Below are 25,662 nucleotides of genomic sequence, written 5' to 3'. Positions count from 1 at the left end.
TTCAGTAAGTTATGAATTTAGCATACCATGTTTGATACAAAAGGAGAGAGCGAAATGTTTATAAAAGATGATTTTTTAATTTTTAAAGATCAAACATTAGACGGACGATTAAAAAAAATAAAGACAATTATTGATCCCAAATTCGAAAAGGTGGGAGCTGAACTACTACCTTTTTTAGAAGAACAATTAGGAATTAAAATGTATTTGCACATTGCAAAACATGCTAGAAGATCAAAAAATCCACCGCCTGATACTTGGATGGCTTTTAGCGAGAATAAACGTGGCTATAAAATGATGCCACATTTTGAAATTGGTTATTGGGATGATCGGTTATTTATCTGGTTATCTGCATTAGCAGATATTAAAGACAAAAGCTTGTATGAAGAGGGCGTTTCTGAATCAATAATAATGATTCAGAAACTAGAAGATACTTTCGTGTGGTCAGTGGATCATACAAATAAAGAGACGGGTACTTTAGCAAACACAATAACACTTACTGATAGTCAAAAGTGGAGTAGTGTACAAACTAAAGAACTATTGATTGGACAGAATTTAGCTATTGAAGATGAGTTTTTTAGCTTAAATGAATATAAACAACTAAACGACTTGAAAAATACATTACTGCCACTAATTGAAATCTATAAAATATGGACAAAAAAAACATCTCATTAAGAATGAGATGTTTTTTAATTTGAAATTATAATTTGTTGTAGTATTCAACGATAAGTGATTCGTCGATATCTGCTTCAAGTTCTTCACGTTCTGGTAAACGAGTTAATGAACCCTCTAATTTATCAGCATCAAATTGTACGAATTGTGGACGGCCAACTAATGCTTCCATTGCGTCTTTAACAATTTGTAAACTCTTTGATTTTTCACGTAATGAGATTACTTGACCGATTTCAACTGCGTATGAAGGAATATCAACGCGGTTGCCATCAACAGTAATGTGACCATGGTTTACCAATTGACGAGCTTGGCGACGAGTAGAAGCCAAACCTAAACGATAAACAACGTTGTCTAAACGACCTTCAAGTAAGATCATGAAGTTAACACCATGTTTACCTTCGCGAATTGTACCAGCTTTAATAAATAAGTTAGCAAATTGACGTTCTGATAAACCGTACATCATACGAAGTTTTTGTTTTTCTCGTAATTGTAAACCATATTCTGATAATTTACGGCGATTGTTTTGACCATGATCACCGGGTGCATAAGGACGACGAGCTAATTCTTTACCAGTACCTGTTAAAGAAAGACCTAATCGACGTGAAACTTTCCAACTTGGGCCAGTATAACGTGACATATATAAATTCCTCCAATATTTGTTTTGGAGTAAAATAATCCTTTGTGAACTTAGTATTCGTGCAGTTTGTTTTGCAATGTTCACCTTTGCAGCTGAAAGGGTACTAATTGAACCAAGACAATTGGGCAACAAACTGTTGACGAGCTTACCGTCCACCGCTGCATTATTTTACACAAGACTCATCATACTGTCTTTTTAAACTAATGTCAATTTGTTTTCACGTTTGTTTACATAATAAAAAGAATGTATATAATTAATAACATTAATTTCTATAAATAATAGATAAAAGCTAGTGAACGCTTTAAAGGTCTATGATATAATGATTAGAAGCATAAAATTTGAATGTGAAAAGTAAATATAAATTTTAGTAAGCTAAAGGCGGGATTAGGATATGACACAGATTTTTGTTGGAATAATAGTAGTAGCCATTATTATCTATGCAACAGCGTTTTTTCTTCAGAAACGCAATGAAAAAAAATTCGAAACATTTCGTGATCAAGTAAAGGTTATTGCTCATTCTGAAGTTGAACAACAGCTTCAGTTAACGAAGGATTTGGGGTTAACAGGTGAAAGTCTTAAAACATTTTCAGCATTACAATCAGACTTTAAAGAAGTGCAAAATGCAAAATTGCCTAAAATTTCGACACAAATTAATGAAGCATATGAAGCAAACTCGAAATATCAATTTCTTTCTAACCGTCAATTAGCGGCAGAAATAGAAGTAAAATTAATTTCAAGTGAAAAAACACTTAAAGGGATTGAAAAAGCATTAACGTCGTTGAAAGAAAGTGATGAAAGTAATCATCAAGCTGTTGATTCACTTGAAAAAAAATATCAGGATTTACGTAAAACATTATTATCAAAGAACTTTTCGTATGGACCTAGTATCGATAAACTTGAGGATAAACTAACTGGTCTTGAAGATGATTTTGACCGTTTTTCAACATTAACGAGTGCTGGAGATCATGATACGGCTGAAAAAGTTTTAAGTAAGTTAAGAGAAGATACAACTTCGTTAGAAAAGATTCTTGATGAGATTCCACCACTATATAAAAGTTTGAAGAACGAATTTCCAGATCAACTTGCTGAATTACAATCTGGTTACATGAAATTAACGGATGAAAATTATAATTTTCCAGTGGGGGATGACATCCCTAAACAAATAGACGAAATTCAAACACGTGTTGACGAAACATTACTTAAATTAGAGAACCTAGAAGTAGCGTCAACAATTGTTGCAGTTAATGACATGGCTAATCAAATTGATTATTTATATGATGTTATGGAAAAAGAGTTGGCCGCAAAAGATAAGATAGAAAAGCAAGAAGAAAGTTATCGTAAATTCATTGATCATGCTGAAAAACAAAGTCAAATGCTTTTAGTTGAATTAGATAGATTGGGTCAAAATTATGAATTAAGTCATAATGAATTAGAAGACGCGCAAAAATTAAATCAACAAATTAGGGACATTGATGCACAACATGATACTGATAAAGCGGTTATTGATTCTGGTGAAGCAATTTATAGCGAGATGGCTGAGCGAGTTGAACAAAACTCTAAGTTGTTAGAAAAAATTGAATCTGAACAACAAAAAATTGATGCTAGTATTCAGGATTTACGTAGCAATGAAAAAAAGGCCAGCGCAACAATTCAAAGATTTGATATTGAATTACATCAAATTAAAAGACAAGTTGAACAGGTTAATCTTCCAGGACTACCTAATGATTACTTAGATTTTTTCTATGTTGTTAGTGATGAAATTGAAGAAGTTGAAGTAGCAATTGGTAAATTAAGAATTAACATTGAAAAAATTGCAAAACAAATTATCGATATTGAAGCAGATCTTGAAAGTTTAGAAGATAAGACACACGATCTTATTGATAGTGCATCGTTATCTGAGAGTTTACTACAATATGCGAATAGATTTAGAAATTCGAATGAAGAGATTGCAATTGCATTTGAAAAGGCAAAGCAATTATTTAATAATGATTTTAATTATGCAGCTAGTTTGGAAACAATTGCGACTGCATTAGATAAAGTAGAGCCTGGTTCATATAAAAAAATAGAGAAACAATATTATGATAATATGGAAGACAGCTTTGAAATTGAATAGTAACTATATTAAGTGGGGACTAGGGCATTAATTTGTTCAGTCGCCACTTTTATATTCTATAAAGAAACACCAGGGATGAATAAAAAGTGTCAATCTGGTACGAAGTATATTATAATGAGAAAAGTATTTTTCAGAAAAGAAGGTAACTAATGATTTATTTTGATAATAGCGCAACAACAAAAATAACGCCCGAAGTTTTAGATACATATAATAAAGTTAGTGACCAAGTATGGGGTAATCCATCTAGCCTAAATAACTTAGGTGAGATAGCTCATAATTTATTAGAGCAGTCACGCCAACAGATCGCAAGCTTATTAAATGTATTTGAAGATGAAATATTATTTACTGGAAGTGGAACTGAAGGTGACAATTGGGTAATTAAAGGAACGGCTATGGCAAAAATGAACCATGGTAAGCACTTAATTACGACAACCGTTGAGCATCCTGCTGTTATGAATACAATGGCTCAGCTGGAACAGCTTGGTTTTGAGGTTACCTATTTGCCAGTTGATGATGAGGGGCGAATTAGTATTGATGATTTAAAGGCTGCTTTGAGATCTGATACTATTTTAGTTTCAGTTATGGCAGTTAATAATGAAATTGGAACCATTCAGCCTTTAGTTGAAATTGGGGACGTACTAAAAGATTATCCAACAGTTCATTTTCATGTGGATGCTGTTCAAGCCATTGGTAAAGGTGTGCAAGAAGCTTTTATGAGTGACAGAGTAGATTTTGTAACGTTCTCTGGGCATAAATTTCATGCGCCACGTGGAGTAGGGTTTATTTACAGTAAAAGAGGTCGTCACATTGAACCACTTCTTACAGGTGGTGGACAAGAACATAACTTACGTAGCGGAACTGAAAATGTACCTGCAATTGCTAGCATGGCAAGAGCATTGCGATTATTATTAACAGATGAAACTAAGATGGTGATGAAACAAAAAGCTGTTAAAGAATTAGTTTTCAACCATATTAGTAAGTTTGATAAGATTACAACTTTTTCAAAATTACAATCAAATTTTGCGCCACATATATTGTGTTTTGCAATTGAGGGTGTTCGTGGCGAATCAATTGTTCATGCATTTGAAAGTGAAGGAATATATATTTCAACTACAAGTGCTTGTTCATCAAAGAAAAATCAAGCATCTGGCACATTATTAGCAATGAATGTGCCAGAACCGCTTGCTAAATCAGCCGTTCGAATCAGTTTTGATGGAAATAATACGCTAGAAGAAGCAAAAGAATTTAATCGTATTTTTGATATTTTGTATCATAAATTTGAAAAAATTAATTCTAAATAATGAGAGGATGTCGACATGCAATATACAGAGATAATGGTTCGTTATGGCGAACTATCAACAAAAGGAAAAAATAAGAGGAACTTTATTGATCGCCTAGGAACAAACGTTCGAAATAGTTTACATGGTTTTGATGATTTAGTTGTTAAAGCAAATCGTGATCGGATGCACATTAATTTAAACGGTGACGACAGCGAATTAGTTATGCAACGTTTATCACAGGTTTTTGGGATTCAAAATTTTTCACCTGCAATTCGCGTTGAACAAGATATGGATTTAGTTAAAGAAACAGCTGTAGCAATGATTAGTGAGCAATTTGTTGAAGGGACAACATTTAAAGTTAACACACGTCGTTCTGATCATGATTTTGAATTAGATACTAATGAGTTGAATGACGAACTAGGTGGCTGGATTTTAGATCACGTGCCTGGCATTACTGTTAAAATGAAACAGCCTGATATTATTTTACGTGTTGAAGTTCGTTCAAATGGGATTTTCTTATCTTCTGAAACGCGTCAGGGTGCTGGTGGTTTACCCGTTGGTACTGCTGGTAAAGGGATGTTAATGTTATCAGGTGGAATTGATTCGCCTGTTGCAGGGTACCTTGGTATGAAACGTGGTGTTTCAATGGAGATGGTTCATTTCTTCAGTCCACCATATACAAGTGAACAAGCTTTAGCTAAGGCTAAAGAACTAACAGTTAAATTGACACCTTATGTTGGAACGATTCAATTTATTGAAGTTCCTTTTACTGAGATTCAAGAGCAAATTAAACATGATGTACCAGAACCATATTTAATGACCATAACACGTCGTTTCATGTTACGTTTAACTGAAAAAATTGCCGAATTACGTGGTGGATTAGCAATCTTTAATGGAGAATCATTAGGCCAAGTTGCTTCTCAAACACTTGAAAGCATGGTTGCAATTAATGACGTTACAACAATGCCAATTATTCGACCAGTCGTTTCAATGGATAAAAATGAAATTATTGATGTTGCTAAAAAAATTGATACATTTGAACTTTCAATTAAACCATTTGAAGATTGTTGTACAATTTTTGCCCCACCAGCACCTAAAACAAAGCCTCGTTTAGACCGTTCAAGGGAATTTGAAGCTCGTTTGGATATCGATGGCTTAATGGAACGTGCATTGGCAGGTGTCAAGGTTAGCAAGATTCGTGTTGGCGAAGAATATTTAAATGAAAATAGTGAATTATTCGCAGAATTACTATAGTAGCACTTTAAAAGATTAGACAAATCGGTCTAATCTTTTTTTGTCCAATCAAATAAGTCGCTTCTTAAACAGTAATTGAGTAAGATAGAGATAAATAAAGAAAGGGTGGTCAATTATGAAAGTAACTCGTCATGGTAGTGAAATGGATACAGTTGGGGAAGCACCAAAAGTAGGGGAAGTTTTTCCTACAGTTAATGCGTACGATGAAAATGATCAAGTTGTAACATTACCTAAAAGTACAGGTAAAAAATTAGTATTAAGTGTTGTTCCAAGTATTACGACAAGTGTTTGCAGTATAGAAACAAAACGTTTTAATATGGAAGCAGATAATTTTAGAGATATCGAATTTATTACCGTATCTGATGATTCAAAAGAAGATCAAAAAAATTGGTGTGCCGCTGAGGGTGTAAACAATTTACAATTGCTTCATGCAGATAAGGGGAATTTTGCGAAAGTTACTGGATTAGATGTTCCGGAATTTGGTCATATGGCTCGAATGGTTTTCATTTTAGATGAAACTGGACATGTTATTTATGAAGAACTGGTTACGGAAATCTCAAATGAGCCAGACTACGCTAAACTACTTGAAGAATTAAAAAAATAAAATATTGACGATTTTCAGAATAAACGCTAAAATGTGACTACAGACAAAGAATGAGAACACCAGTCATTTCAGAGATAAAATGCTAGGCTGAAACATTTTAATTAGACATTATGGTGGTAGCTCAGGAGTCGTTATTCTGAAATTAAGTAGGAATAACCGGACATTATTGTTCGTTAAAAAGTAATTAAGAGGGGTTAAAACCCAATTTAGGTGGTACCACGGCACTGTCGTCCTAAAACAGAAATGTTTTTTGATGACGGTGTTTTTTTATGCCTAAAATAAAATTGATAGATGAAAAGGAGAACTCATGACAAAAGAAGTTGAATTATCAACAAAATATGATCCAAGTCAGGTTGAACCTGGCCGTTATGAAGAATGGTTGAAAAAAGATTTATTTAAACCTAATGCTAATCCAGAAGCAAAACCTTATTCAATCGTTATTCCACCGCCTAATGTTACTGGTAAATTACATTTAGGCCATGCTTGGGATACAACATTACAAGATATTTTAATTAGACAAAAAAGAATGCAAGGCTTTGATACGCTTTGGTTACCAGGAATGGACCATGCTGGAATTGCAACACAAGCAAAGGTTGAAGCTAAACTAGCTGAACAAGGTGTGACGCGTTATGATTTAGGCCGTGAGAAATTTGTACAACAAGTTTGGGATTGGAAAGATGAATACGCTGATGTTATTCATAAGCAATGGGCTAAAATGGGATTATCACTCGATTATAGTCGTGAACGTTTCACATTAGATGACGGCTTGTCAGATGCCGTAAAAAAAGTCTTTGTTAATTTATATAATAAAGGATTAATCTATCGTGGCGAATACATTATTAATTGGGATCCTAAAGCAAGAACCGCTTTATCAGATATTGAAGTCATTCATCAAGATGATGAAGGTGCTTTTTATCATGTTAAATATCCATTCGCTGATGGTTCTGGATTTATTGAAATAGCGACAACACGTCCAGAAACGATGATGGGCGATGTCGCTGTTGCTGTTCACCCTGATGATGATCGTTACAAAGATATTGTTGGTAAAAAAGTCATTCTACCACTTGTTAACAAAGAAATTCCTATTATTACAGATCATTATGTTGATATGGCATTTGGGACAGGGATGGTTAAAATAACACCTGCTCATGATCCTAATGACTTTGAAGTAGGTAATCGCCATGACTTACCTCGTATTAATACAATGAATGAAGATGCAACAATGAACGAAAATGCTGGTAAATATGTTGGCATGGACCGTTTTGAAGCACGTAAAGCAATTGTTAAAGATCTTGAAGCTGAGGACTTAATGATTAAGATTGATCCAATTACACATAGTGTTGGTCATTCTGAAAGAACTGGCGTTCAAGTTGAGGCCCGTTTATCAACACAATGGTTTGTTAAAATGAAACCACTCGCAGAAGAAGCTTTGAAATTCCAACAAGGGGATGACAAAGTTGGATTCGTCCCAGAACGATTTGAAAATACATTTACACAGTGGATGGAAAATGTTCATGATTGGGTTATTTCACGTCAATTATGGTGGGGACATCAAATCCCAGCTTGGTATCATAAAGAAACTGGCGAAATGTACGTTGGTGAGGTTGCACCAACTGATATCGAAAATTGGGAACAAGATAATGATGTCTTAGATACGTGGTTTTCAAGTGCTTTATGGCCATTTTCAACAATGGGTTGGCCAAATACTGATGCACCTGATTTTAAACGTTATTTCCCAACTAATACGCTTGTCACAGGATATGATATTATCTTCTTCTGGGTATCACGAATGATTTTCCAAAGCTTAGAATTTACAGATGAACGTCCATTTGAACACGTTTTGATTCATGGATTAATTCGTGATGAGAATGGCCGTAAAATGAGTAAATCACTTGGTAATGGGATTGATCCAATGGACGTTATTCAAAAGTATGGAGCAGATGCACTTCGTTGGTTCCTATCTAATGGATCTGCACCAGGACAAGATGTTCGTTTTAGTTACACTAAAATGGATGCTTCTTGGAACTTTATTAATAAAATTTGGAATGCTAGTCGATTTGTTATTATGAATTTAGATGGTGTGGATAAAATTGAATTACCAGCTAAATCAGAATGGCAGCTTGCTGACAAATGGATATTAAGCCGATTAAATACAACTGTTTCTGAAGTTACACGCTTATTTGATGTCTTTGAATTTGGTGAAGCTGGTCGTGCTCTATACAATTTCATCTGGAATGACTTCTGTGATTGGTATATTGAAATGAGTAAAGAAAATCTTAATGGTGAAGATCTGACAGTTAAGCAAAATACACAACAAATTTTGGCTTATGTTTTAGATCAAACATTGAAATTGCTTCATCCAATTATTCCATTTGTAACTGAAGAACTTTGGTTAACAATGCCTCATGAAGGGGAATCAATTGTTGTTGCAGATTACCCAGTGGTTCATCCAGAATTTGAAGATGAACAATCAGTTATTGATATGAACAATTTAATTGAATTAATTCGTGCTGTTAGAAATAATCGTGCAGAAGTAAATGCACCTATGTCCAGTGCAGTTGATTTATTGATTAAAACAACTGATGAAAAAACAAAGATTATTTTTGAAGACAATCAAGAATTTATTCAACGATTCTGTCATCCTAAGGAACTTCAAATCAGTTCAAATGTTGTTGCTCCTAAGCTAGCAATGACGTCTGTAATTACGGGAGCAGAGATTTATATGCCACTTGCTGAACTAATTGATTTGAATGACGAAATTGTTCGTTTGGAAAAAGAAGTTAAAAAACTTGATGTTGAAGTTGTGCGTGGAACTAAAAAATTAGGCAATGAAAAGTTTGTTGCTAGTGCACCTGAGGCAGTAGTTACAAAAGAAAAAGAAAAATTAGCAGATTACCAAATTAAATTAACAGCAACTAAGGAAAGAATTTCTGATTTAAAAGCAGAAGTTTAATCTAACAAAATAGACTTATTTCGGGTACAATATACCTGAGATAAGTCTATTTTTTTTAGAAAGCGGGACGGAAAATTGATCACAACTTACGAAGAGGCACTCAATTTTATTCATGGGCGAACAAAATTTAAAAAAAGTCCATCTTTGAATAGAATGCGAGCATTTATGGAACGCTTAGATAACCCACAAGGTAATATCGCGATGATTCATGTTGCTGGAACGAATGGAAAGGGCTCAACAGTTGCATTTTTACGTGAATTATTAATTGCACAAGGGTTGAATGTAGGAACTTATACTTCACCATTCATTGTTAAATTTAATGAACGTATTTCCTTAAATGGACAGATGATTGATGATACCGCCCTTTTACATTTAGTAAATGTCGTGAAACCAGTTGTTGATCGAATGGATATTGAACTAGCCGATTTTGAGGGGGGACCAACTGAATTCGAAATTATTACTGCAATGATGTTTGTATACTTTGGCAGCATAAATCCTGTAGATATTGTAGTTGTTGAAACGGGCTTAGGCGGGAAGTATGATTCAACTAATATTATTGATCCAATTATTTCAGTTATTACAACAATTGGTCTAGATCATATGAAAATATTAGGTAATACAATTGAAAAGATAGCGCAACAAAAAGCAGGTATCATTAAACGTAATCGGCCTATTATCGTTGGTAGAGTAACTGATGAAGTCTTTAGCGTGATTAATAATGAGGCTAAATTAAAAAATAGTCCTATTTTTCGATTAGGAGTGGATTTTAATGCTAAATCTGAGGGAACAAAATCATCATGGGAAGAAATTTTAACGTATACGTCGAATAAATTGAATATTAAACAACTTTCTGTGCCATTATTAGGTGAATTTCAAGATGAAAATGCAGCAACAGCAATTGCTACTTTTGAGAAGGTTGCTGAAATTCAGGGATGGGCCATTAGTCCTAAATCAATTAGGCAAGGTATTTCAGAGACACGATGGCCAGGACGTTTTGAAAAAGTAAATGATGAACCGTTAGTTATTTTAGACGGTGCGCACAATAGCGCAGCAGTGGATCGGATTACGCAGTTGCTTAAAACGCATTTTCAAGATAAAGAAATCACAATTATTTTTGCAGTACTAGCGGATAAGCAAGGCAAACAAATGCTGGAAAAATTAGCTGCAGTTCCTCATGTACGAGTTATACTAACTCAATTTTCAGGGCCACGTCTAGTAAGCAAAATAGATGATTTCAACGTTAATAAGTTTGATAATGTCTCCATTCAAGAAAGTTGGAAAGAGGCATTAGTTCAAAGTGTTGGCGAAATGTCTTCTGATGATTTATTACTTGTGACAGGATCGTTGTACTTTATTTCGGAGGTTCGTAGTTATTTTGTATCAGAATAATTTAAATAAGTGAATTTCTCGTATTTAATAAAAAATAGGAGGAATCACCATGTCACTTATTTCTAGTTGCTCAAATGAATATCTACTGGAACAAATCCAAAAGTATCAATGTGATAATTTATCAGATAAAGAGCTTTTGACGGTTGTTTTTAGTTTATTATTAACGAACCCTAATGATGTTGGAAAGTGTGTTAATAATTTTTCTTCACGTTACCAATCTTTAAGCCAACTAAAAAAATGTTGTTTAAAAGATTATCAGTTATTGATGGATGGGAATAATCAGTCTACAGCATTACAATTACAAGCTATTGTTACACTGGGAACACGAATCAACAGTGAACCTCATTTTATTTGTGGACAAATCTGTTCAAGTCATGATGCTGGGGTTAGAATGGTTGCTGAGTTAGGTGGATTAAACCAAGAGTTTTTAATTGGATTATTCTTGGATACAAAAAATCAAATTGTAAAACAAGAGACATTGTTCATTGGAACTTTGAATTCAGCAACGGTCCATCCAAGAGATATTTTTGCAGTTGCATTAAAATATGGTGCAGCTAAAATTATATTGGTCCATAATCATCCGAGTGGGCATGTGACACCATCTAAGAATGATATTATTTTCTCTAAAAGAGTTGAAAAATGTGGTATTCTTATGGGAATTGAGCTGTTAGATCATATTATTTCGGGTAATACTAAATATCTTAGTATGAAAGAAGAGGGCGTCCTTTGATTATCAAGGGTGCTCTCTTGTTCTATGAAATTAGATATGATAAACTTAATAAGATTATGGATTCAAAATTAATTACCTTATAATAATTTAAGATAAACTTAATAAAAATTAGTAAATATTGAATGAAATCTCACTTTTGATTATGATATAATGTAAATACTACGAATAAAAGCGCCTAGAAGGCTGACGATGAAGGGAAGAAAGACTGTGTTTGGATTTGGAACAAAGAATATAGGAATTGATTTAGGAACAGCTAATACAATCGTGTATGTTGAGGGAAAAGGTATTGTTTTACGTGAACCTTCAGTCGTCGCTAAAAATGTTAAAACTGATGAAATTGTTTCTGTTGGAGAAGATGCTCGTGCAATGATCGGTCGTACACCAAGTAGCATTGTGGCTATTCGCCCAATGAAAGACGGTGTAATTGCTGATTATGACACAACAGTTGCTATGATGAAATATTACATTCAAAAAGCTTTAGGTAAATCTGCAGGTAAACCTTATGTAATGGTATGTGTTCCTAGTGGCGTTACAGAAGTTGAAAAACGTGCCGTTATTGATGCAACTCGTGTTGCCGGTGCGCGTGACGCCTACGTTATTGAAGAACCATTTGCTGCAGCAGTCGGCGCTGGATTACCAGTGATGGATCCAACGGGTAATATGGTTGTTGATATCGGTGGTGGAACAACAGATGTTGCTACAATTTCATTAGGTGGTATTGTTTCAAGCCGTTCTATCAGAATGGCTGGCGATAAATTGGATGAATCAATTGTGTCATATATTCGTCAAAACTTTAATTTATTGATTGGTGAAAGAACAGCTGAACAATTAAAAATGGACGTTGCATCTGCATCAGTTAAAGATGCTGCATCAATTGAAGATACAACTATCAGAGGACGTGATTTGATTACGGGTCTTCCTAAAACAGTTACTGTAAAAGCAACTGATATTGCAGTTGCTATTCAAGAATCTATTGCTGAAATCATTACTGCTATTAAGGAAACATTGGAAGAAACTTCTCCAGAAATTGCTGCTGATGTGATTGACCATGGTATTGTATTAACAGGTGGTGGTGCATTATTAAAAAACCTATCAGAAGTTATTTCTGAAGTTACAAAAGTGCCTGTTTTTATTGCTAATGAACCACTCGACTGTGTTGCAATTGGTACAGGTGAATCATTAAAAAGTATCGACGTCATGAAGAAAAGATAGATTTTAAAAATCACATAAGCTAAAAATGAAGAGGTTGGTGGTTTATTTATCCAGCCTCTTAATTTTTTAGTTAATTATAAGGTAAGTGGAGGATAGCGAACATGCAGAAATTTTTTTCAAATAGAAGACTAATCATCATTTTAATAGCCATTATTGTGAGTTTTAGTTTAATTTCATTTTCAGTTTCCGTTAGAAATAAAAAATCAACACCACCGCTCATTCAAGAATTTGGTAATGATGTTGTTGGTCTATTTGATAGAGCAGTTAGTTATCCTGCAAATGGCTTAAAAAGTTCAGTTATTGGTATTTCTGATCTTTTAAATACATATCAAGAAAATCAAAAATTAAAAAAACAAGTTGATAAATTAGCACAAGTTCAAGTGGAATCAGACACTGTTAAAAATGAGAATAAACAGCTGAAAAAGGAATTAAAATTGGACAGTACATTGACTGATTATACTTCAATTAATGCATCTGTTTTAACGCGATTACCTTCTGGTTGGCTAAATCAACTTGTGATAAGTAAAGGTAGTGCGTCTGGTGTTAAAAAGAACGCACCAGTGATGGCTGGTTCTGGATTGATTGGTCGTGTTATAGAAGTTAATAAAACAAATAGTAAAGTTGAATTAATATCGACTACTAATGATTCTGCTAATAGATTTGCAGTTCAAGTAAATAATTCAAACGATGATATTATTAATGGTTTAATTACTGACTATGATAAAACAGATAATTTATTAATTATGGGTCAAATTACTTCTAAGAAAGCCTTGAAAAAAGGTGATTCTGTTGTCACATCTGGTCTTGGAGGCACAACACCAAAGGGTTTAAATGTTGGTGTTGTGTCTAAAGTTGAGCAAGGTGATTATGGACTTGCTTCTAAAATTTATATCAAACCTGCAGTTGATTTGAGTGACCTAACGGTTGTAACAGTTGCTCAGACGTTGGATTAGAAGGTGAGATTAGATGAGAAATAAAAATAGACAGTATATTTTTCCGTTAGGACTTATTATTTCCTTTTTTTTGGATGGTACAATACAATTTGTTTTTATGGAACAGTTACAATCACAAACGACTATCATGGTTAGTCACCTGTTGTTGTTATGGTTGATAATGGGTATCTTTTACTCAGATAATAAGCATCTTGAATTATGGGCGTTTGGTGTTGGTCTAGCATTTGATAGTTATTATGCCGGTATTTTGGGTATTTATATGATTTTGTTACCATTAATTGTTTATTTAACTAAAATAGCATATCAATATTTCGAACCATCTTTTATTGTGATATTACTCATTTATTTTATTGATTTGGCAGTTTTAGAAGTTTCGTATTATGCAGTCAATGAGATGATTGGATTTGCTAATGAATCTGTAACAACATTCGTTAGTACTTCGTTTGGACCAACTTTAGCTTTTAATCTGGTGGTATTTATTATTTTGTACTATCCAATATCAAAATTAATGAATTTAAGTAACCGATATAATTAAAATTCAGGGGTGAACGTAGATGCAAGGTGTTATTTTAAAAGGTTATAAAGATGGTTATGAAATTATTCTTAAACAGGATTTCGGATTTGATAAAATTTTGGTTGAACTTAGAGAATTATTTAATAATTTAAGTGCTGAAAAAAAGAATGCTGATGAAACGGTTATTTCGTTTGATATTAAAACAGAAAATCGATTGTTTTCAGCAGATGAAAAGCAAAAAATCGAAAAAATTATTTCTGAATACCGTAATTTTAAAGTACACAAAATCGAATCTGAAGTAATGACCATAGAAGATGCTAATATTTTAAAAGAAAATGACAACGTTCATTTATGCTATCTAACAATTCGAAGTGGACAAATAGTTGATTTAAAAGGTGATATTTTATTTTTAGGTAAATTACATCAGGGTGGTCAATTACGAGCTGCTGGTAATATTTTTGTTATGGGTGAAGTTCAAGGTGTCATTCATGCTGGATTTAACAATAATACAGATAGCATTATTGTGGGCGATGTTTCAGCTGCTTCACAAGTACGAATTGGTGAATTAGTTGATATTATAGATGATGAAAAAGTAACAAACAGTCAAGATACTGTAATCTATGTTAATGATTTACATATTATAGATTATGGCAATCGAGATGAATTAAAGTCACTTCGACCAAAATTATTTAATCATGCTGGAGGATATTAAAGATGGGAAAAGCAATTGTTGTAACATCTGGTAAAGGTGGTGTTGGTAAAACAACATCATCTGCAAATATTGGAACTGCATTAGCACTTCTTGAAAAAAAGGTTGTTCTAATGGATTTAGATATTGGTTTGCGTAATTTAGACGTTGTTTTAGGTCTTGATAACCGTATCTTATTTGATATTGTAGACGTAGCTGAGGGTCGTGCACGGTTACACCAAGCACTCATTAAAGATAAGAGATTTAACGAATATTTATACTTATTACCTGCTGCACAAAATACTGATAAATCAGCATTAGTTCCTGAACAAGTAAAAGCAATTGTTGATGAATTAAAAGAAGAGTTTGACTATGTTATTATTGATTGCCCAGCTGGAATTGAGCAAGGTTTTATGAATGCTATTGCTGGTGCAGATATGGCTATTATTGTAACAACGCCTGAAATTTCTGCGGTTCGTGATGCAGATCGCGTGGTAGGTTTATTAGAGCAAAATCCATTATTACAACAACCAAAATTAATTATTAATCGTATCCGTCGTCAAATGATGGAAGATGGTCAAGCAATGGATGTTGATGAGATTACACGTCATTTGTCTATTGATTTATTAGGAATTATTGTTGATGACGATGCTGTTATTAGTACATCAAATCATGGTGAACCAATTGTTTTAGATTCTAAAAATCCAGCTGGATTAGGTTATCGTAATGTAGCACGTCGACTACTAGGGGAAACAGTGCCCTTGATGACAATAAAACAGCCTCAAAAAGGTTTTTGGAAAAAAATGGGTTCATGGTTTAAGAAAGACTAATTCTTGACAATGTTAATGACAGTATGCTAAATTATTATCAATTAAGAAAAACGTTGAACAGAAGATTAAGGCTTAAACAAACTTTTAAAGAGAGTATCGATTGCTGAAAAGATACAGTTCTTAAGTCTGAAACACATCTGCGAGTTGATTTCCTAAACTAGTTAATTAGGGAAGTCCGGGATAAGCCCGTTATAGCTGTAGTTTAATAAACTCGTTAAGATTAAATTTGTGAGAATTTAATGATGTTTGAGGTGGTACCGCGATTCGTCGCCCTCTATAGTCAATAATGACTATAGAGTTTTTTTATACTCATTTTTATTAATCTACATAAGTTATTTTTCGTGAGAAAAATATGAATTTGAGGTGGCACCACGGCTATCGTCCTCTTGAGTCAATTTGATTTGGCTTGAGAGGATTTTTTTATTTAACTAAAGGGAGATAATGTAATGACTTATATATTAGAAATTTTGCCATCATTAATAGATGGTGCTAAATTAACGTTAGAAATATTTTTTTGGACGATCATTGGATCGATTCCACTTGGTTTAATTGTCGGATTAGGATTAATTTCAAAAATAAAACCAATTAAGTATTTTTTGAATTTTTATGTTTGGTTAATGCGAGGAACACCACTGCTACTACAATTAATTTTTGTGTTTTATGGACTACCAACACTACAACAGTTCCATATTCATATTGTATTCGGTCGATACGATGCGGCATTATTTGCATTTATTTTGAATTATGGTGCGTATTTTGCTGAAATATTTAGGGGTGGATTGCAATCGATTCCTAAAGGTCAATATGAAAGTGCAAAGGTATTGCGTCTATCATATTGGCAAACTATTAGGACAATTATTATTCCACAAGTGTTCAAGATCGTTTTACCTTCAATTGGAAATGAAATTATTAATTTAGTTAAAGATTCAAGTTTAGTATATGTTATTGGGTTAGGCGATTTATTAAGAGCCGGTAACGTAGCGACGAGTCGTGATGTAACACTCGTCCCACTATTGATGGTTGGGGCAATCTATCTGTTATTAACAGCTATATTTACACTTGTCTTGAAGAAAATTGAAAAACATTATAGTTATTACAAATAAGGAGTAATTCTATGCTAGAGTTAAAAAATATTAAAAAGTATTATGGAAAACGATTAATTTTAGATGATATTAATTTAACAGTTAATGATGGTGAAATTGTTAGTATTGTTGGTCCATCTGGTGGTGGAAAAACGACTTTATTGAGATGTATTAGTGGGTTAGAATCAATTGATTCTGGAGATATTCTAATTGATGCCTCACCATTTGATCCATATCGTAATAATACGAACGAAAGTGTTATTGGGGTAGTATTCCAGGAATTTCAATTATTCCCTCATCTTTCAGTGTTAGATAATATAACGTTAGCTCCAAAATTAGTTTTAAATCGTAATAAAGTCCAGGCCGAGGAAGAAGCACAAAAATTATTAGATCGCTTATCTCTCGGAAATAAAGGGCATTTATATCCTTACCAACTTTCAGGTGGGCAGAAACAACGAGTTGCAATTGCACGTGCATTAGCGATGAATCCTAAAATCTTGTGTTATGATGAACCAACTTCAGCACTTGATCCAGCACTACGCCAGGAAGTAGAGAATTTAATATTATCGTTGAAAGTAGACGGAATGACTCAAATAATAGTGACACATGATGTACCATTTGCTGAAAATATTGCGGATAAATTATTAAAAGTTAAGCCGCTAGAAGATTAGAGGATAATAAATGAATCAATTAGAAAAAAAAATTGTTTTTACAATATTATTTATGATGATGTTTATAGGATTAGCTGGCTGTAGCAATAGTAGCCAATCAATGAATTCGGTTGATAGTTGGAAATCAATTCAAAAAAAGGGTACCGTTGTTATCGGAATTGATGATAGTTTTGTGCCAATGACATTCAGACAAAAAGATGGTAGTTTAGTAGGATATGATGTTGATTTAGCAAAAAAAGTTTTTGAAAAATATGATATTCAAGTTGATTTCCAAACAATTGATTGGTCTATGAAAGAAACGGAATTAAAAAATGGGACAATTGATTTAATCTGGAATGGGTATACAAAAACAACTGCACGTGCTAAGAATGTTGCTTTCAGTCGTACATATTTAACGAACAAGCAAGTATTAGTAACAAAAAAATCAAGTGAAATTAATTCTTTTTCTGATATGAAACAAAAAATTTTAGGTGTTCAAAGTGGTTCAGCTGGATTTGATAGCTTAAATTTGCATCCAGATATTTTAAAAGATAATATTAAAGATAAAGAACCTGTTCAATATGATTCATTTGATAATGCTTTTATCGATTTAAATGCAGATAGAATTCAAGGACTTTTAATTGATGATGTCTATGCGAACTACTTTATTAAGCATCAGTCGAATTCAAATGCATATAACGTGATAAATGGTAATTTTAAAACTGAAGATTTTGCGGTAGGTATGCGAAAATCTGATACAACAATGCAATTAAAAATTAATAGGGCAATAACAGAGTTGCAAAACAAAGGTTATCTAAAAGAATTAAATCAAAAATGGTTTGGTGAAAATAATAATATTCAAAATAATTAATTTTGGAGGGACTATATGACATATGTAAATATTGGTGTGCTACTTGTTTTTTTATTGAACTTGTTAGCGGCAATTGTGACCGTCTTTAGAGAAAAACGTGATATTGCTGCAACATGGGCATGGCTTCTTGTCTTGATAGGTATACCTATTTTTGGATTTTTAATTTATCTTTTTTTTGGTAAGAAAATTTCAAAAGAAAAAATATTTGATATTAAAACACAGGGTCGTATGGGTGTTGACCAATTAGTAGATCAACAAAAAGAAGAATGGGCCAGAGGAGAATTAACAACAAGCGGTAAATATACTGATGATGTAAACGAAATCATGCATATGTTTTTAGAAATAGAGAAATCTATTTTAACTAAGAAGAATGAGGTTCAGTTATTTATTGATGGGCATGATAAGTTTAAGACGTTATTTCAAGACATTCGTAAAGCTAAACACCATATCCATGTTGAGTATTATGCATTCGAAGATGGGCATATTGGAAATGAACTATTGACGTTACTTGAAATGAAAGCAAATGAAGGTCTTGAAGTTAGAATCATCTATGATGCATTGGGATCAAAGGGAACTACTAAAAAATTCTTCAAACATCTTGAGGAATTGGGCGGTAAAGCAGAAGCCTTTCTGGGTTCACATTTTTCATTTTCAAATCTTCGTTTGAACTTTAGAGATCATAGAAAGATTGTCGTTATTGATGGTAAAATCGGTTACATCGGTGGATTCAATGTCGGTGATCAGTATCTAGGTGAAAGTGAGAAATTTGGTAACTGGCGAGATACACATATTCGCGTATTTGGAAACGCTGTCGGATCACTACAAAGTAGGTTCATTATGGATTGGAATGCAACTGCGAGAAATAATCAGATTAATTACCAGTCAAGTTATTTTCCACAAACTGTTACAAAAGGTAAAGTTAACATGCAAATTGTTTCTAGTGGACCTGATTCAGAAATTGAACAAATAAAAAAAGGTTATATTAAGTTAATTAATTCAGCTAAAAAATATATTTATATTCAAACACCTTATTTAATTCCAGATGATTCTGTTATAGAAGCGTTAGATATTGCGGTATCTTCAGGCGTTCAGGTTAGAATTATGATTCCTTGTATGCCAGATCATGCCTTTGTTTATCGTGCTACACAGTATTATGCGAAAGATCTAACGAATATTGGTGTAGAAATTTATCAATACAACAATGGATTTTTACACGCTAAAACAGTTGTAATTGATGAAATGGTTGCATCCGTTGGTTCAGCTAATTTTGATTTTAGAAGTTTTAAGTTAAACTTTGAAGCGAATGCATTTATTTATGATGTAGGTGTGGCAAGCACACTTAAAACAATTTTTGAAACTGATATGGAACAAAGTAGTCTTTTAACGAAAAGGTATTTTAATGATCAATCACATTGGTTGAAATTTAAGCAACAGTTTTCAAGACTTCTTTCACCGATATTATAGGAATGGAAACGCTTGACGTTTTTCAGGATGTATGCGATATTATTAATCGGAGACCAACACAAAGGGGAGCCGATTAATTTTGGCTGAGAGTGAAGAAATTCAGACCCTTGGAACCTGTTTGTTAATGCAAACGTAGGAATTGTGTGTAGAAGATTAACACCTTCTTTGTGCTTGGTTTACTAAGTCAAAGGAGGTTTTTTTGTTGGAAAGAAAAAAATTATTGATATTACTAGAAGGGGTCGTTATGGCCGCTTTAGCAATGGCGCTATCATTTGTTCCTAATCCGCCAAATATTGATATTGCACTAGGTGTGTTACCTATTGTGGTATACAGTTTACGACGCGGATTAAAAATGGGATTAATTATTGGGTTACTATATGGTATATTACCTATTTTAATTGGAACTGCGTTTGTATTAACGCCGGTTCAGGCTATCTTAGAGTATCCAGTTGCTAATTTGGTACTAGGATTTTCTGGGTTATTCTCTGCTCGTTTTTTAAGTCAGTTGCGTACTAAAAATATGCGTGGTGCCATACAATCACTGACTTTTGCGATTTTAATAGCTGTATTTCTAAAATACAGTGCTCATTTTATGGCTGGTATCATTTTTTGGTCAAAATATGTTCAATGGGGGCTTTCTCCAGTTGTGTACTCAGCAGTTGTCAATGGTGGGAGTATGATTATTAACATGATTATTGCTACCTTGATACTTAGTATCATACTTAAAAAAAGTCCAGGAATCTTCCTAGCTAAATAGAATAGACAGAAAAAGACGGATATAATAATCCGCCTTTTTTTATAAAAAAGGTTCCTAGCTAATTAAGCTGGGAACCTTTAAAATTTTTATTTTTAAATTAAGCGATTGACATAACTGCGGTTAAAACGACACCACCGACTGTTACAAGAATCATTAACCACACGACAAACATTGTGATTTTTTGGAATGTAGATTTCTTTTTCTTCATGTTTTACCCACCCTCTCAAATCTAATAGTGTAACTATAACTTTTTTATAAGTAAAATGTCAACTTAAAAGTAGTCATTTTTCTTTAAATAATAAGCAGTTAATAAACAAATTATTAACGTGATTAATTGTAACCACCAGAATGAAAAATGAGTGTCTGCACCAGGAAGGGATACGTTCATGCCGAACATACCGCCAACGATTGTTGGTATCGTTAAAATAATCGTCATCGACGTTAAGACCTTCATGATAATATTTAAATTGTTTGAAATAACTGATGAAACCATTTCACCATAATTCTCTAATATTTTAGTTTGAATGCTTGTCATTGTTTCGGCTTGTTGGTTCTCGATTAAAACATCTGTGAGTAAATCATCAGTTGCCTTTTGTTTGAAATGCTCATTTGAGTCAACCATAGATTGAAGTACTGGATTATTTTTCTTTAAAGCAGCATCAAAATAAACTAAACTTTTTTGCATTGACATCATTTGATAATATTGCTCATTTTTAGTTGCTTTAGCAAGTGATTTTTCTAAATTTTCGGTTTCTTGAATGATAGATTTTAACGCAACGACAAAACTTTGTGATAGATACCAAAGTAATTTCAAAGTGAATTGATCCGATGTTATCGTTTTAATTTGATGAATTGGACTATCCGCGATAAATTTACTGATAAAATCTGGTTCACTATTTGAGACTGTAATTATTGCATCATCTGCTAAGATAATTGAAAAAGGAAACGTTTGGTATTCTAAGTAGCCTAGCGAGTTTCTAATGCGATGAGGGTACTGCATTAAGACTAAGTCAGGAACAATATTTTGAGACAATCCTTCAGTTCTTGAATTTTCTTGATCATCTGAAATAGCGGTCATATAGTCTCGTGGTATAGCATACTTTTTAATAAGTTCATTTATTTCTATTTCAGAAGGATTTGTAACGTTAATCCAACATGATTTACTGTATTCTTTTATTTTTTGAATTGTACCTAACTCAGTTGATGTATAATATTCTATCAATATCAAAGTCCCCTTTATTCGAATAACATAATACATAGTATACCAAATTTTTTAAGCTTTCGTTAATTCAGACATCTAGTTGTTAAGATTAGTTCAAATACGCTATAATAGTAAACATAACTGTAACCTAAATTGAAATATATGGTAGAATCATCTATAATATAAGACATTGATTTTTATGAAAATGAGGGATGAAAATATGTGTGGATTTGCAGGTGTATTGAGCGACAGACAAAAAAATACCAATGATGATTACGATAAAATTGTTCATAATATGACAAAAATGATTGTTCACCGTGGTCCTGATGATTCAGGTTATTTTAGTGATGATGATATAACAATGGGATTTAGAAGATTAAGTATTATTGATTTAGAAGGCGGACACCAACCACTTTCATATGAAAATGAACGTTACTGGTTAACTTTCAACGGTGAAATCTATAATTATATTGAACTACGTGAAGCATTAGTTGCTGATGGTTATGAATTTAAAACAGATTCTGATTCAGAAGTCATTTTAGGTATGTATGCTAAGTACGGTGCAGAAGCTGTTAAGCAATTCCGCGGAATGTTTGGATTTGTTATCTGGGATACGCAAGAAAAAACACTTTTTGCTGCCCGTGATCAATTTGGGATTAAACCATTTTATTACGCTATAGCAGATGACAATTTTTATTATGGTTCGGAAAGTAAAGCTATTTATAAAGTTTTAAAAAATAAGACATTTGATAAAGATGCACTTCAAGATTATATGACATTCCAATTTGTACCAGAACCAGAAACGTTAACTAAAGAAATTGATATGTTACAACCTGGACATTATTTAACGAAAAAATTAGGCGAGAAGCCAGTCATTACACGATATTTTTCTGCCGAATTTCATCCAGTAGTTCGTCCAGAAGAGACATATATTAAACGTATTAAAGACGTCTTAATTGATTCAGTTGATAAGCATATGCGTGCCGATGTACCAGTTGGTTCATTCTTATCTGGTGGAATTGATTCGTCTATTATTGTTGCTATTGCTAAAGAATTAAATCCAAAATTAGAAACAATTTCAGTTGGATTTGAACGTGAAGGCTATAGTGAAATAGATGTTGCGCAAGAAACCGCAGAAAAATTAAATGTCGCTAATTTTAGTTCTGTTATTACGGCTGAAGCATTTATGAAGGCTTTTCCACATTTTATTTGGAATATGGATGATCCCTTGGCTGATCCGGCTGCTGTGCCTCAATATTTCCTTGCTAAAGAGGCCAGAAAACGTGTTAAAGTTGCATTGACGGGTGAAGGTGCTGATGAACTATTTGGTGGTTACACTATTTATCATGAACCTGAATCATTAAAAGGATTTAAATACACTAAACCAATTAATGGTGCGTTGAATAAAATTGCTCAAATGATGCCTAAAGGGATGCGTGGACAAAGTTTCCTTCTTCGAGGCACGACACCAATGGAGGATCGTTACGTTGGTAATGCTTTTATTTTTAATGAAAAAGAAAAAGAAGCATTCTTTAAAGACTATAATAAAAATCATCCATTCCAAAGTATTACTGGCCAATATTATAATGCATCAAAAGATTACAATAAAATAGATCAAATGCAATTTATTGATATGCATACATGGTTAAATGGAGATTTATTGCATAATGCCGATCGTACAACAATGGCACACAGCATAGAATTGAGAACACCATTTTTGGATAAAGAAGTTTTTGCAGTTGCTTCTGAAGTGCCTGCAGATTTGAGAATTGCACATGGAACAACCAAGTATGCTTTACGCAAAGCTGCTGAAGGTATCGTTCCTGACCATGTTTTAAATCGTAAAAAATTAGGTTTCCCTGTGCCTATTCGTTTTTGGTTAAAAGACGAAATGTATGACTGGGCTAAACAAATTATTAATGATTCTCAAACAGATGAATTTTTTAACAAACAATATTTCATAGATTTATTGGATGAACATCGTGCTGGTGTTAGAGATAACTCCAGAAAAATATGGACTGTCTTAACATTTATGGTATGGCATCGTATTTACATTGAAAGTGACATATTAGAAGATAGTAAAACAGTAACAGAAAAAGCTAAATAATAAATAGTGGGAGTTCAAAATAATGACAATTATGGTTCAGAAGTTTGGTGGCACATCGGTTCAAGACGATGAGTCGAGACGAGCAGCTTTAAAACACGTAAAATATTCAGTTGATAAAGGGTATCAAGTCGTTGTCGTTGTTTCAGCAATTGGGCGTAAAGGTGCACCTTATGCAACTGATTCATTATTAGGACTTGTCGATGGAGAGCAATCATTACTTTCTAATAGAGAACTTGATATGATTGTTTCTGTTGGTGAAACTATTTCTGCCGCAGTTTTTTCTGAATTATTGAATAAGGAAGGCATTAAAGCTGCTGCTTTAACAGGGCAGGATGCTGGAGTTGAAACAACTGATGAATTTCAGAATGCTAAAGTAATTAACATTAATACTGATTTAATTGATGAGGCATTTAAAGATGCTGATGTTTTAGTTGTGACTGGGTTCCAAGGTGCTACAAGTAAAGGTCAAACGACGACTATTGGGCGTGGTGGAAGTGATACGACAGCTGCATTACTTGGAGCAGCATTAGATGCTGAACGTGTCGATATTTTTACTGACGTGTCAGGGATGATGACTGCCGATCCTAGATTAGTTACAAAGGCAAAATTTCTAGAAACAGTCAGTTATGAAGAAGTTGCAAATATGGCTCATGAAGGTGCGAAAGTTATCCATCCTCGTGCAGTGGAAATTGCGCAACAAGCCCATGTTCCAGTTCGGATTCGCTCAACTTGGCAAAGTCCTGAAGAGATGGGAACCCTTGTGACCGACCGAAACTTAGGTGTAAAGCATTATCGTAGTGTAACTGGTATTGCTCATGTGACTGGACTCAGTCAATTTACAATTAAAACAGTTAATCATGCTCCAAAAGATGTTTTTAATTTGATGTCCAATAATAATTTGAGCGTTGATTTTATTAATATCTCACCTGGCAAAGTCCTCTTTAATTTGTTCAATGATGATGAAAAAAAAGCTAAACAACTTTTAGTAGATGCTGGAATTGATGTCTCAGTGCTTCCAAACTGTGCGAAAGTTTCAATTGTGGGAGCGGGGATGACTGGAACACCAGGTGTTACGGCCAAAATTGTAACAGCACTAGCTGAGAAGGATATTAATATTCTTCAAACAACTGATAGTTATACGACAATTTGGATTTTAGTTCAACAGGACGATTTAAAAACTGCTGTTAATGCATTACATGATGTCTTTTTAAGCAGTATCTAAAAGGGGTAATTTATGAAACTTTTACCATTTTTTGGAACTTGGTATGGGTCGATAATTTTAATATTTGGATATATTCTAATTTTAACTTTACTTAAACGTATTTTACGTAAAAATTGGCCTAAACGGTTGCAAATCATTGATTTTTTACCACCATTACTTCTTTTATTGACACATATTTTATCAGTACGAGAGTTTAATTTATCGATTACACCATTTATAATATTTTCTTGGTGCTTAATTGGTATTGCTAGTGCGCTTATGTATGCGTATCGAGATGGAGAATTAATTTATGCAAAATTTTTCAAGACCATTTGGAAAATTACTGATATTTATATGCTTGGATGGTACCTCTTAATGCTTCTCTTTTTAGTACTATTTTAAGGATATCGTCCTACATTTTTAATTATAAGTAATGTAAAAAACACTTAATCTAAAAAGGATTGAGTGTTTTTTTGTATATTATCATTTAAAATCATAATATT

The 25,662-nt window shown here is 33.2% G+C and carries 24 protein-coding genes, 1 riboswitch and 2 other annotated features; of the genes, 21 read left to right on the top strand and 3 right to left on the bottom strand.

Annotated elements, in window-relative coordinates:
• Positions 1–54: 54 nt before the first annotated feature.
• Complete coding sequence (locus AC1RP4_RS05635; RefSeq protein WP_481761664.1) at positions 55–672, top strand: DUF1054 family protein; 618 nt, start codon at positions 55–57, stop codon at positions 670–672.
• Positions 673–697: 25 nt separating this feature from the next.
• On the opposite strand, the gene rpsD is transcribed toward AC1RP4_RS05635, so the two are convergent.
• Positions 698–1,306: a 30S ribosomal protein S4 gene (gene rpsD / locus AC1RP4_RS05630; RefSeq protein WP_409022342.1), complete on the bottom strand. Its 609-nt coding sequence runs from the start codon at positions 1,304–1,306 to the stop codon at positions 698–700.
• Between the two features lie 391 nt (positions 1,307–1,697).
• On the opposite strand from rpsD, the gene ezrA reads away from it, so the two are divergent.
• The 17 genes from ezrA (at position 1,698) to thiT (ending at position 20,650) form a co-directional block, all read left to right on the top strand.
• Complete coding sequence (ezrA, locus tag AC1RP4_RS05625) at positions 1,698–3,419, top strand: septation ring formation regulator EzrA (protein ID WP_481761665.1); 1,722 nt, start codon at positions 1,698–1,700, stop codon at positions 3,417–3,419.
• A gap of 149 nt (positions 3,420–3,568) precedes the next feature.
• Positions 3,569–4,720 carry a cysteine desulfurase family protein gene (locus tag AC1RP4_RS05620; RefSeq protein WP_481761666.1) on the top strand — a complete coding sequence of 384 codons (1,152 nt, stop codon included), beginning with the start codon at positions 3,569–3,571 and terminating at the stop codon, positions 4,718–4,720.
• A 15-nt stretch (positions 4,721–4,735) separates the two neighbouring features.
• On the top strand, positions 4,736–5,953 hold the full coding sequence (gene thiI / locus AC1RP4_RS05615; protein ID WP_409022345.1) for a tRNA uracil 4-sulfurtransferase ThiI: 1,218 nt from the start codon (positions 4,736–4,738) through the stop codon (positions 5,951–5,953).
• 115 nt (positions 5,954–6,068) lie between these two features.
• On the top strand, positions 6,069–6,557 hold the full coding sequence (gene tpx, locus AC1RP4_RS05610; RefSeq protein ID WP_481761667.1) for a thiol peroxidase: 489 nt from the start codon (positions 6,069–6,071) through the stop codon (positions 6,555–6,557).
• Between the two features lie 37 nt (positions 6,558–6,594).
• Positions 6,595–6,795, top strand: a binding site (T-box leader).
• A gap of 69 nt (positions 6,796–6,864) precedes the next feature.
• A complete protein-coding gene (locus AC1RP4_RS05605) occupies positions 6,865–9,510 on the top strand; it encodes a valine--tRNA ligase (RefSeq protein ID WP_481761668.1) in 2,646 nt (881 codons plus the stop codon).
• A 75-nt stretch (positions 9,511–9,585) separates the two neighbouring features.
• The gene (locus AC1RP4_RS05600; RefSeq protein ID WP_481761669.1) at positions 9,586–10,899 is read left to right on the top strand and encodes a bifunctional folylpolyglutamate synthase/dihydrofolate synthase; all 1,314 of its coding nucleotides are present in this window, start codon (positions 9,586–9,588) and stop codon (positions 10,897–10,899) included.
• Positions 10,900–10,948: 49 nt separating this feature from the next.
• Positions 10,949–11,629, top strand: a complete 681-nt coding sequence (radC, locus tag AC1RP4_RS05595) for a RadC family protein (RefSeq protein WP_481761670.1) — start codon at positions 10,949–10,951, stop codon at positions 11,627–11,629.
• Between the two features lie 207 nt (positions 11,630–11,836).
• Entirely contained in the window at positions 11,837–12,841 is a 1,005-nt protein-coding gene (locus tag AC1RP4_RS05590) for a rod shape-determining protein (protein ID WP_409022785.1), read from the top strand.
• A 101-nt stretch (positions 12,842–12,942) separates the two neighbouring features.
• On the top strand, positions 12,943–13,794 hold the full coding sequence (mreC, locus tag AC1RP4_RS05585) for a rod shape-determining protein MreC (protein ID WP_481761671.1): 852 nt from the start codon (positions 12,943–12,945) through the stop codon (positions 13,792–13,794).
• Between the two features lie 13 nt (positions 13,795–13,807).
• Positions 13,808–14,329: a rod shape-determining protein MreD gene (gene mreD, locus AC1RP4_RS05580; RefSeq protein ID WP_409022351.1), complete on the top strand. Its 522-nt coding sequence runs from the start codon at positions 13,808–13,810 to the stop codon at positions 14,327–14,329.
• A 19-nt stretch (positions 14,330–14,348) separates the two neighbouring features.
• Positions 14,349–15,020: a septum site-determining protein MinC gene (locus tag AC1RP4_RS05575; RefSeq protein WP_409022352.1), complete on the top strand. Its 672-nt coding sequence runs from the start codon at positions 14,349–14,351 to the stop codon at positions 15,018–15,020.
• 2 nt (positions 15,021–15,022) lie between these two features.
• On the top strand, positions 15,023–15,826 hold the full coding sequence (gene minD, locus AC1RP4_RS05570) for a septum site-determining protein MinD (protein WP_409022353.1): 804 nt from the start codon (positions 15,023–15,025) through the stop codon (positions 15,824–15,826).
• A 44-nt stretch (positions 15,827–15,870) separates the two neighbouring features.
• Positions 15,871–16,104, top strand: a binding site (T-box leader).
• Positions 16,105–16,272: 168 nt separating this feature from the next.
• Positions 16,273–16,929 carry an amino acid ABC transporter permease gene (locus AC1RP4_RS05565; RefSeq protein ID WP_409022354.1) on the top strand — a complete coding sequence of 219 codons (657 nt, stop codon included), beginning with the start codon at positions 16,273–16,275 and terminating at the stop codon, positions 16,927–16,929.
• Positions 16,930–16,940: 11 nt separating this feature from the next.
• Positions 16,941–17,579, top strand: coding sequence for an amino acid ABC transporter ATP-binding protein (locus AC1RP4_RS05560; RefSeq protein ID WP_409022355.1), 639 nt, complete (start codon positions 16,941–16,943; stop codon positions 17,577–17,579).
• A 10-nt stretch (positions 17,580–17,589) separates the two neighbouring features.
• Positions 17,590–18,429, top strand: a complete 840-nt coding sequence (locus AC1RP4_RS05555) for an amino acid ABC transporter substrate-binding protein (RefSeq protein WP_481761672.1) — start codon at positions 17,590–17,592, stop codon at positions 18,427–18,429.
• Between the two features lie 15 nt (positions 18,430–18,444).
• Positions 18,445–19,893 (top strand): cardiolipin synthase, encoded by a 1,449-nt coding sequence (gene cls, locus AC1RP4_RS05550; RefSeq protein WP_481761673.1) that lies wholly within the window; start codon positions 18,445–18,447, stop codon positions 19,891–19,893.
• Positions 19,894–19,945: 52 nt separating this feature from the next.
• A riboswitch (TPP riboswitch) is annotated at positions 19,946–20,049 on the top strand.
• Positions 20,050–20,095: 46 nt separating this feature from the next.
• Positions 20,096–20,650, top strand: coding sequence for an energy-coupled thiamine transporter ThiT (thiT, locus tag AC1RP4_RS05545; RefSeq protein ID WP_481761674.1), 555 nt, complete (start codon positions 20,096–20,098; stop codon positions 20,648–20,650).
• A 97-nt stretch (positions 20,651–20,747) separates the two neighbouring features.
• Here thiT and AC1RP4_RS05540 read toward each other — a convergent pair whose 3' ends face one another.
• Positions 20,748–20,858 (bottom strand): DUF4044 domain-containing protein, encoded by a 111-nt coding sequence (locus AC1RP4_RS05540; protein WP_409022359.1) that lies wholly within the window; start codon positions 20,856–20,858, stop codon positions 20,748–20,750.
• 63 nt (positions 20,859–20,921) lie between these two features.
• Positions 20,922–21,872, bottom strand: coding sequence for a magnesium transporter CorA family protein (locus tag AC1RP4_RS05535; protein WP_409022360.1), 951 nt, complete (start codon positions 21,870–21,872; stop codon positions 20,922–20,924).
• A 199-nt stretch (positions 21,873–22,071) separates the two neighbouring features.
• Here AC1RP4_RS05535 and asnB point away from each other — a divergent pair, with 199 nt between their 5' ends.
• Genes asnB through AC1RP4_RS05520 form a run of 3 tightly spaced genes read left to right on the top strand, consistent with a single transcriptional unit; the run spans position 22,072 to position 25,561 of the window.
• Positions 22,072–23,958, top strand: coding sequence for an asparagine synthase (glutamine-hydrolyzing) (gene asnB, locus AC1RP4_RS05530; protein ID WP_481761723.1), 1,887 nt, complete (start codon positions 22,072–22,074; stop codon positions 23,956–23,958).
• A 22-nt stretch (positions 23,959–23,980) separates the two neighbouring features.
• A complete protein-coding gene (dapG, locus tag AC1RP4_RS05525; RefSeq protein WP_481761675.1) occupies positions 23,981–25,180 on the top strand; it encodes an aspartate kinase in 1,200 nt (399 codons plus the stop codon).
• Positions 25,181–25,192: 12 nt separating this feature from the next.
• Positions 25,193–25,561, top strand: a complete 369-nt coding sequence (locus AC1RP4_RS05520) for a DUF3397 family protein (protein ID WP_409022362.1) — start codon at positions 25,193–25,195, stop codon at positions 25,559–25,561.
• The last annotated feature ends 101 nt before the right edge of the window (positions 25,562–25,662 follow it).

This window comes from Dellaglioa sp. CoH-56-MRSF-10 (genome assembly GCF_056782175.1).
The sequence above is the reverse complement of the archived record's forward strand: the minus strand, read 5'-3'. Positions and strand labels throughout refer to the sequence as shown.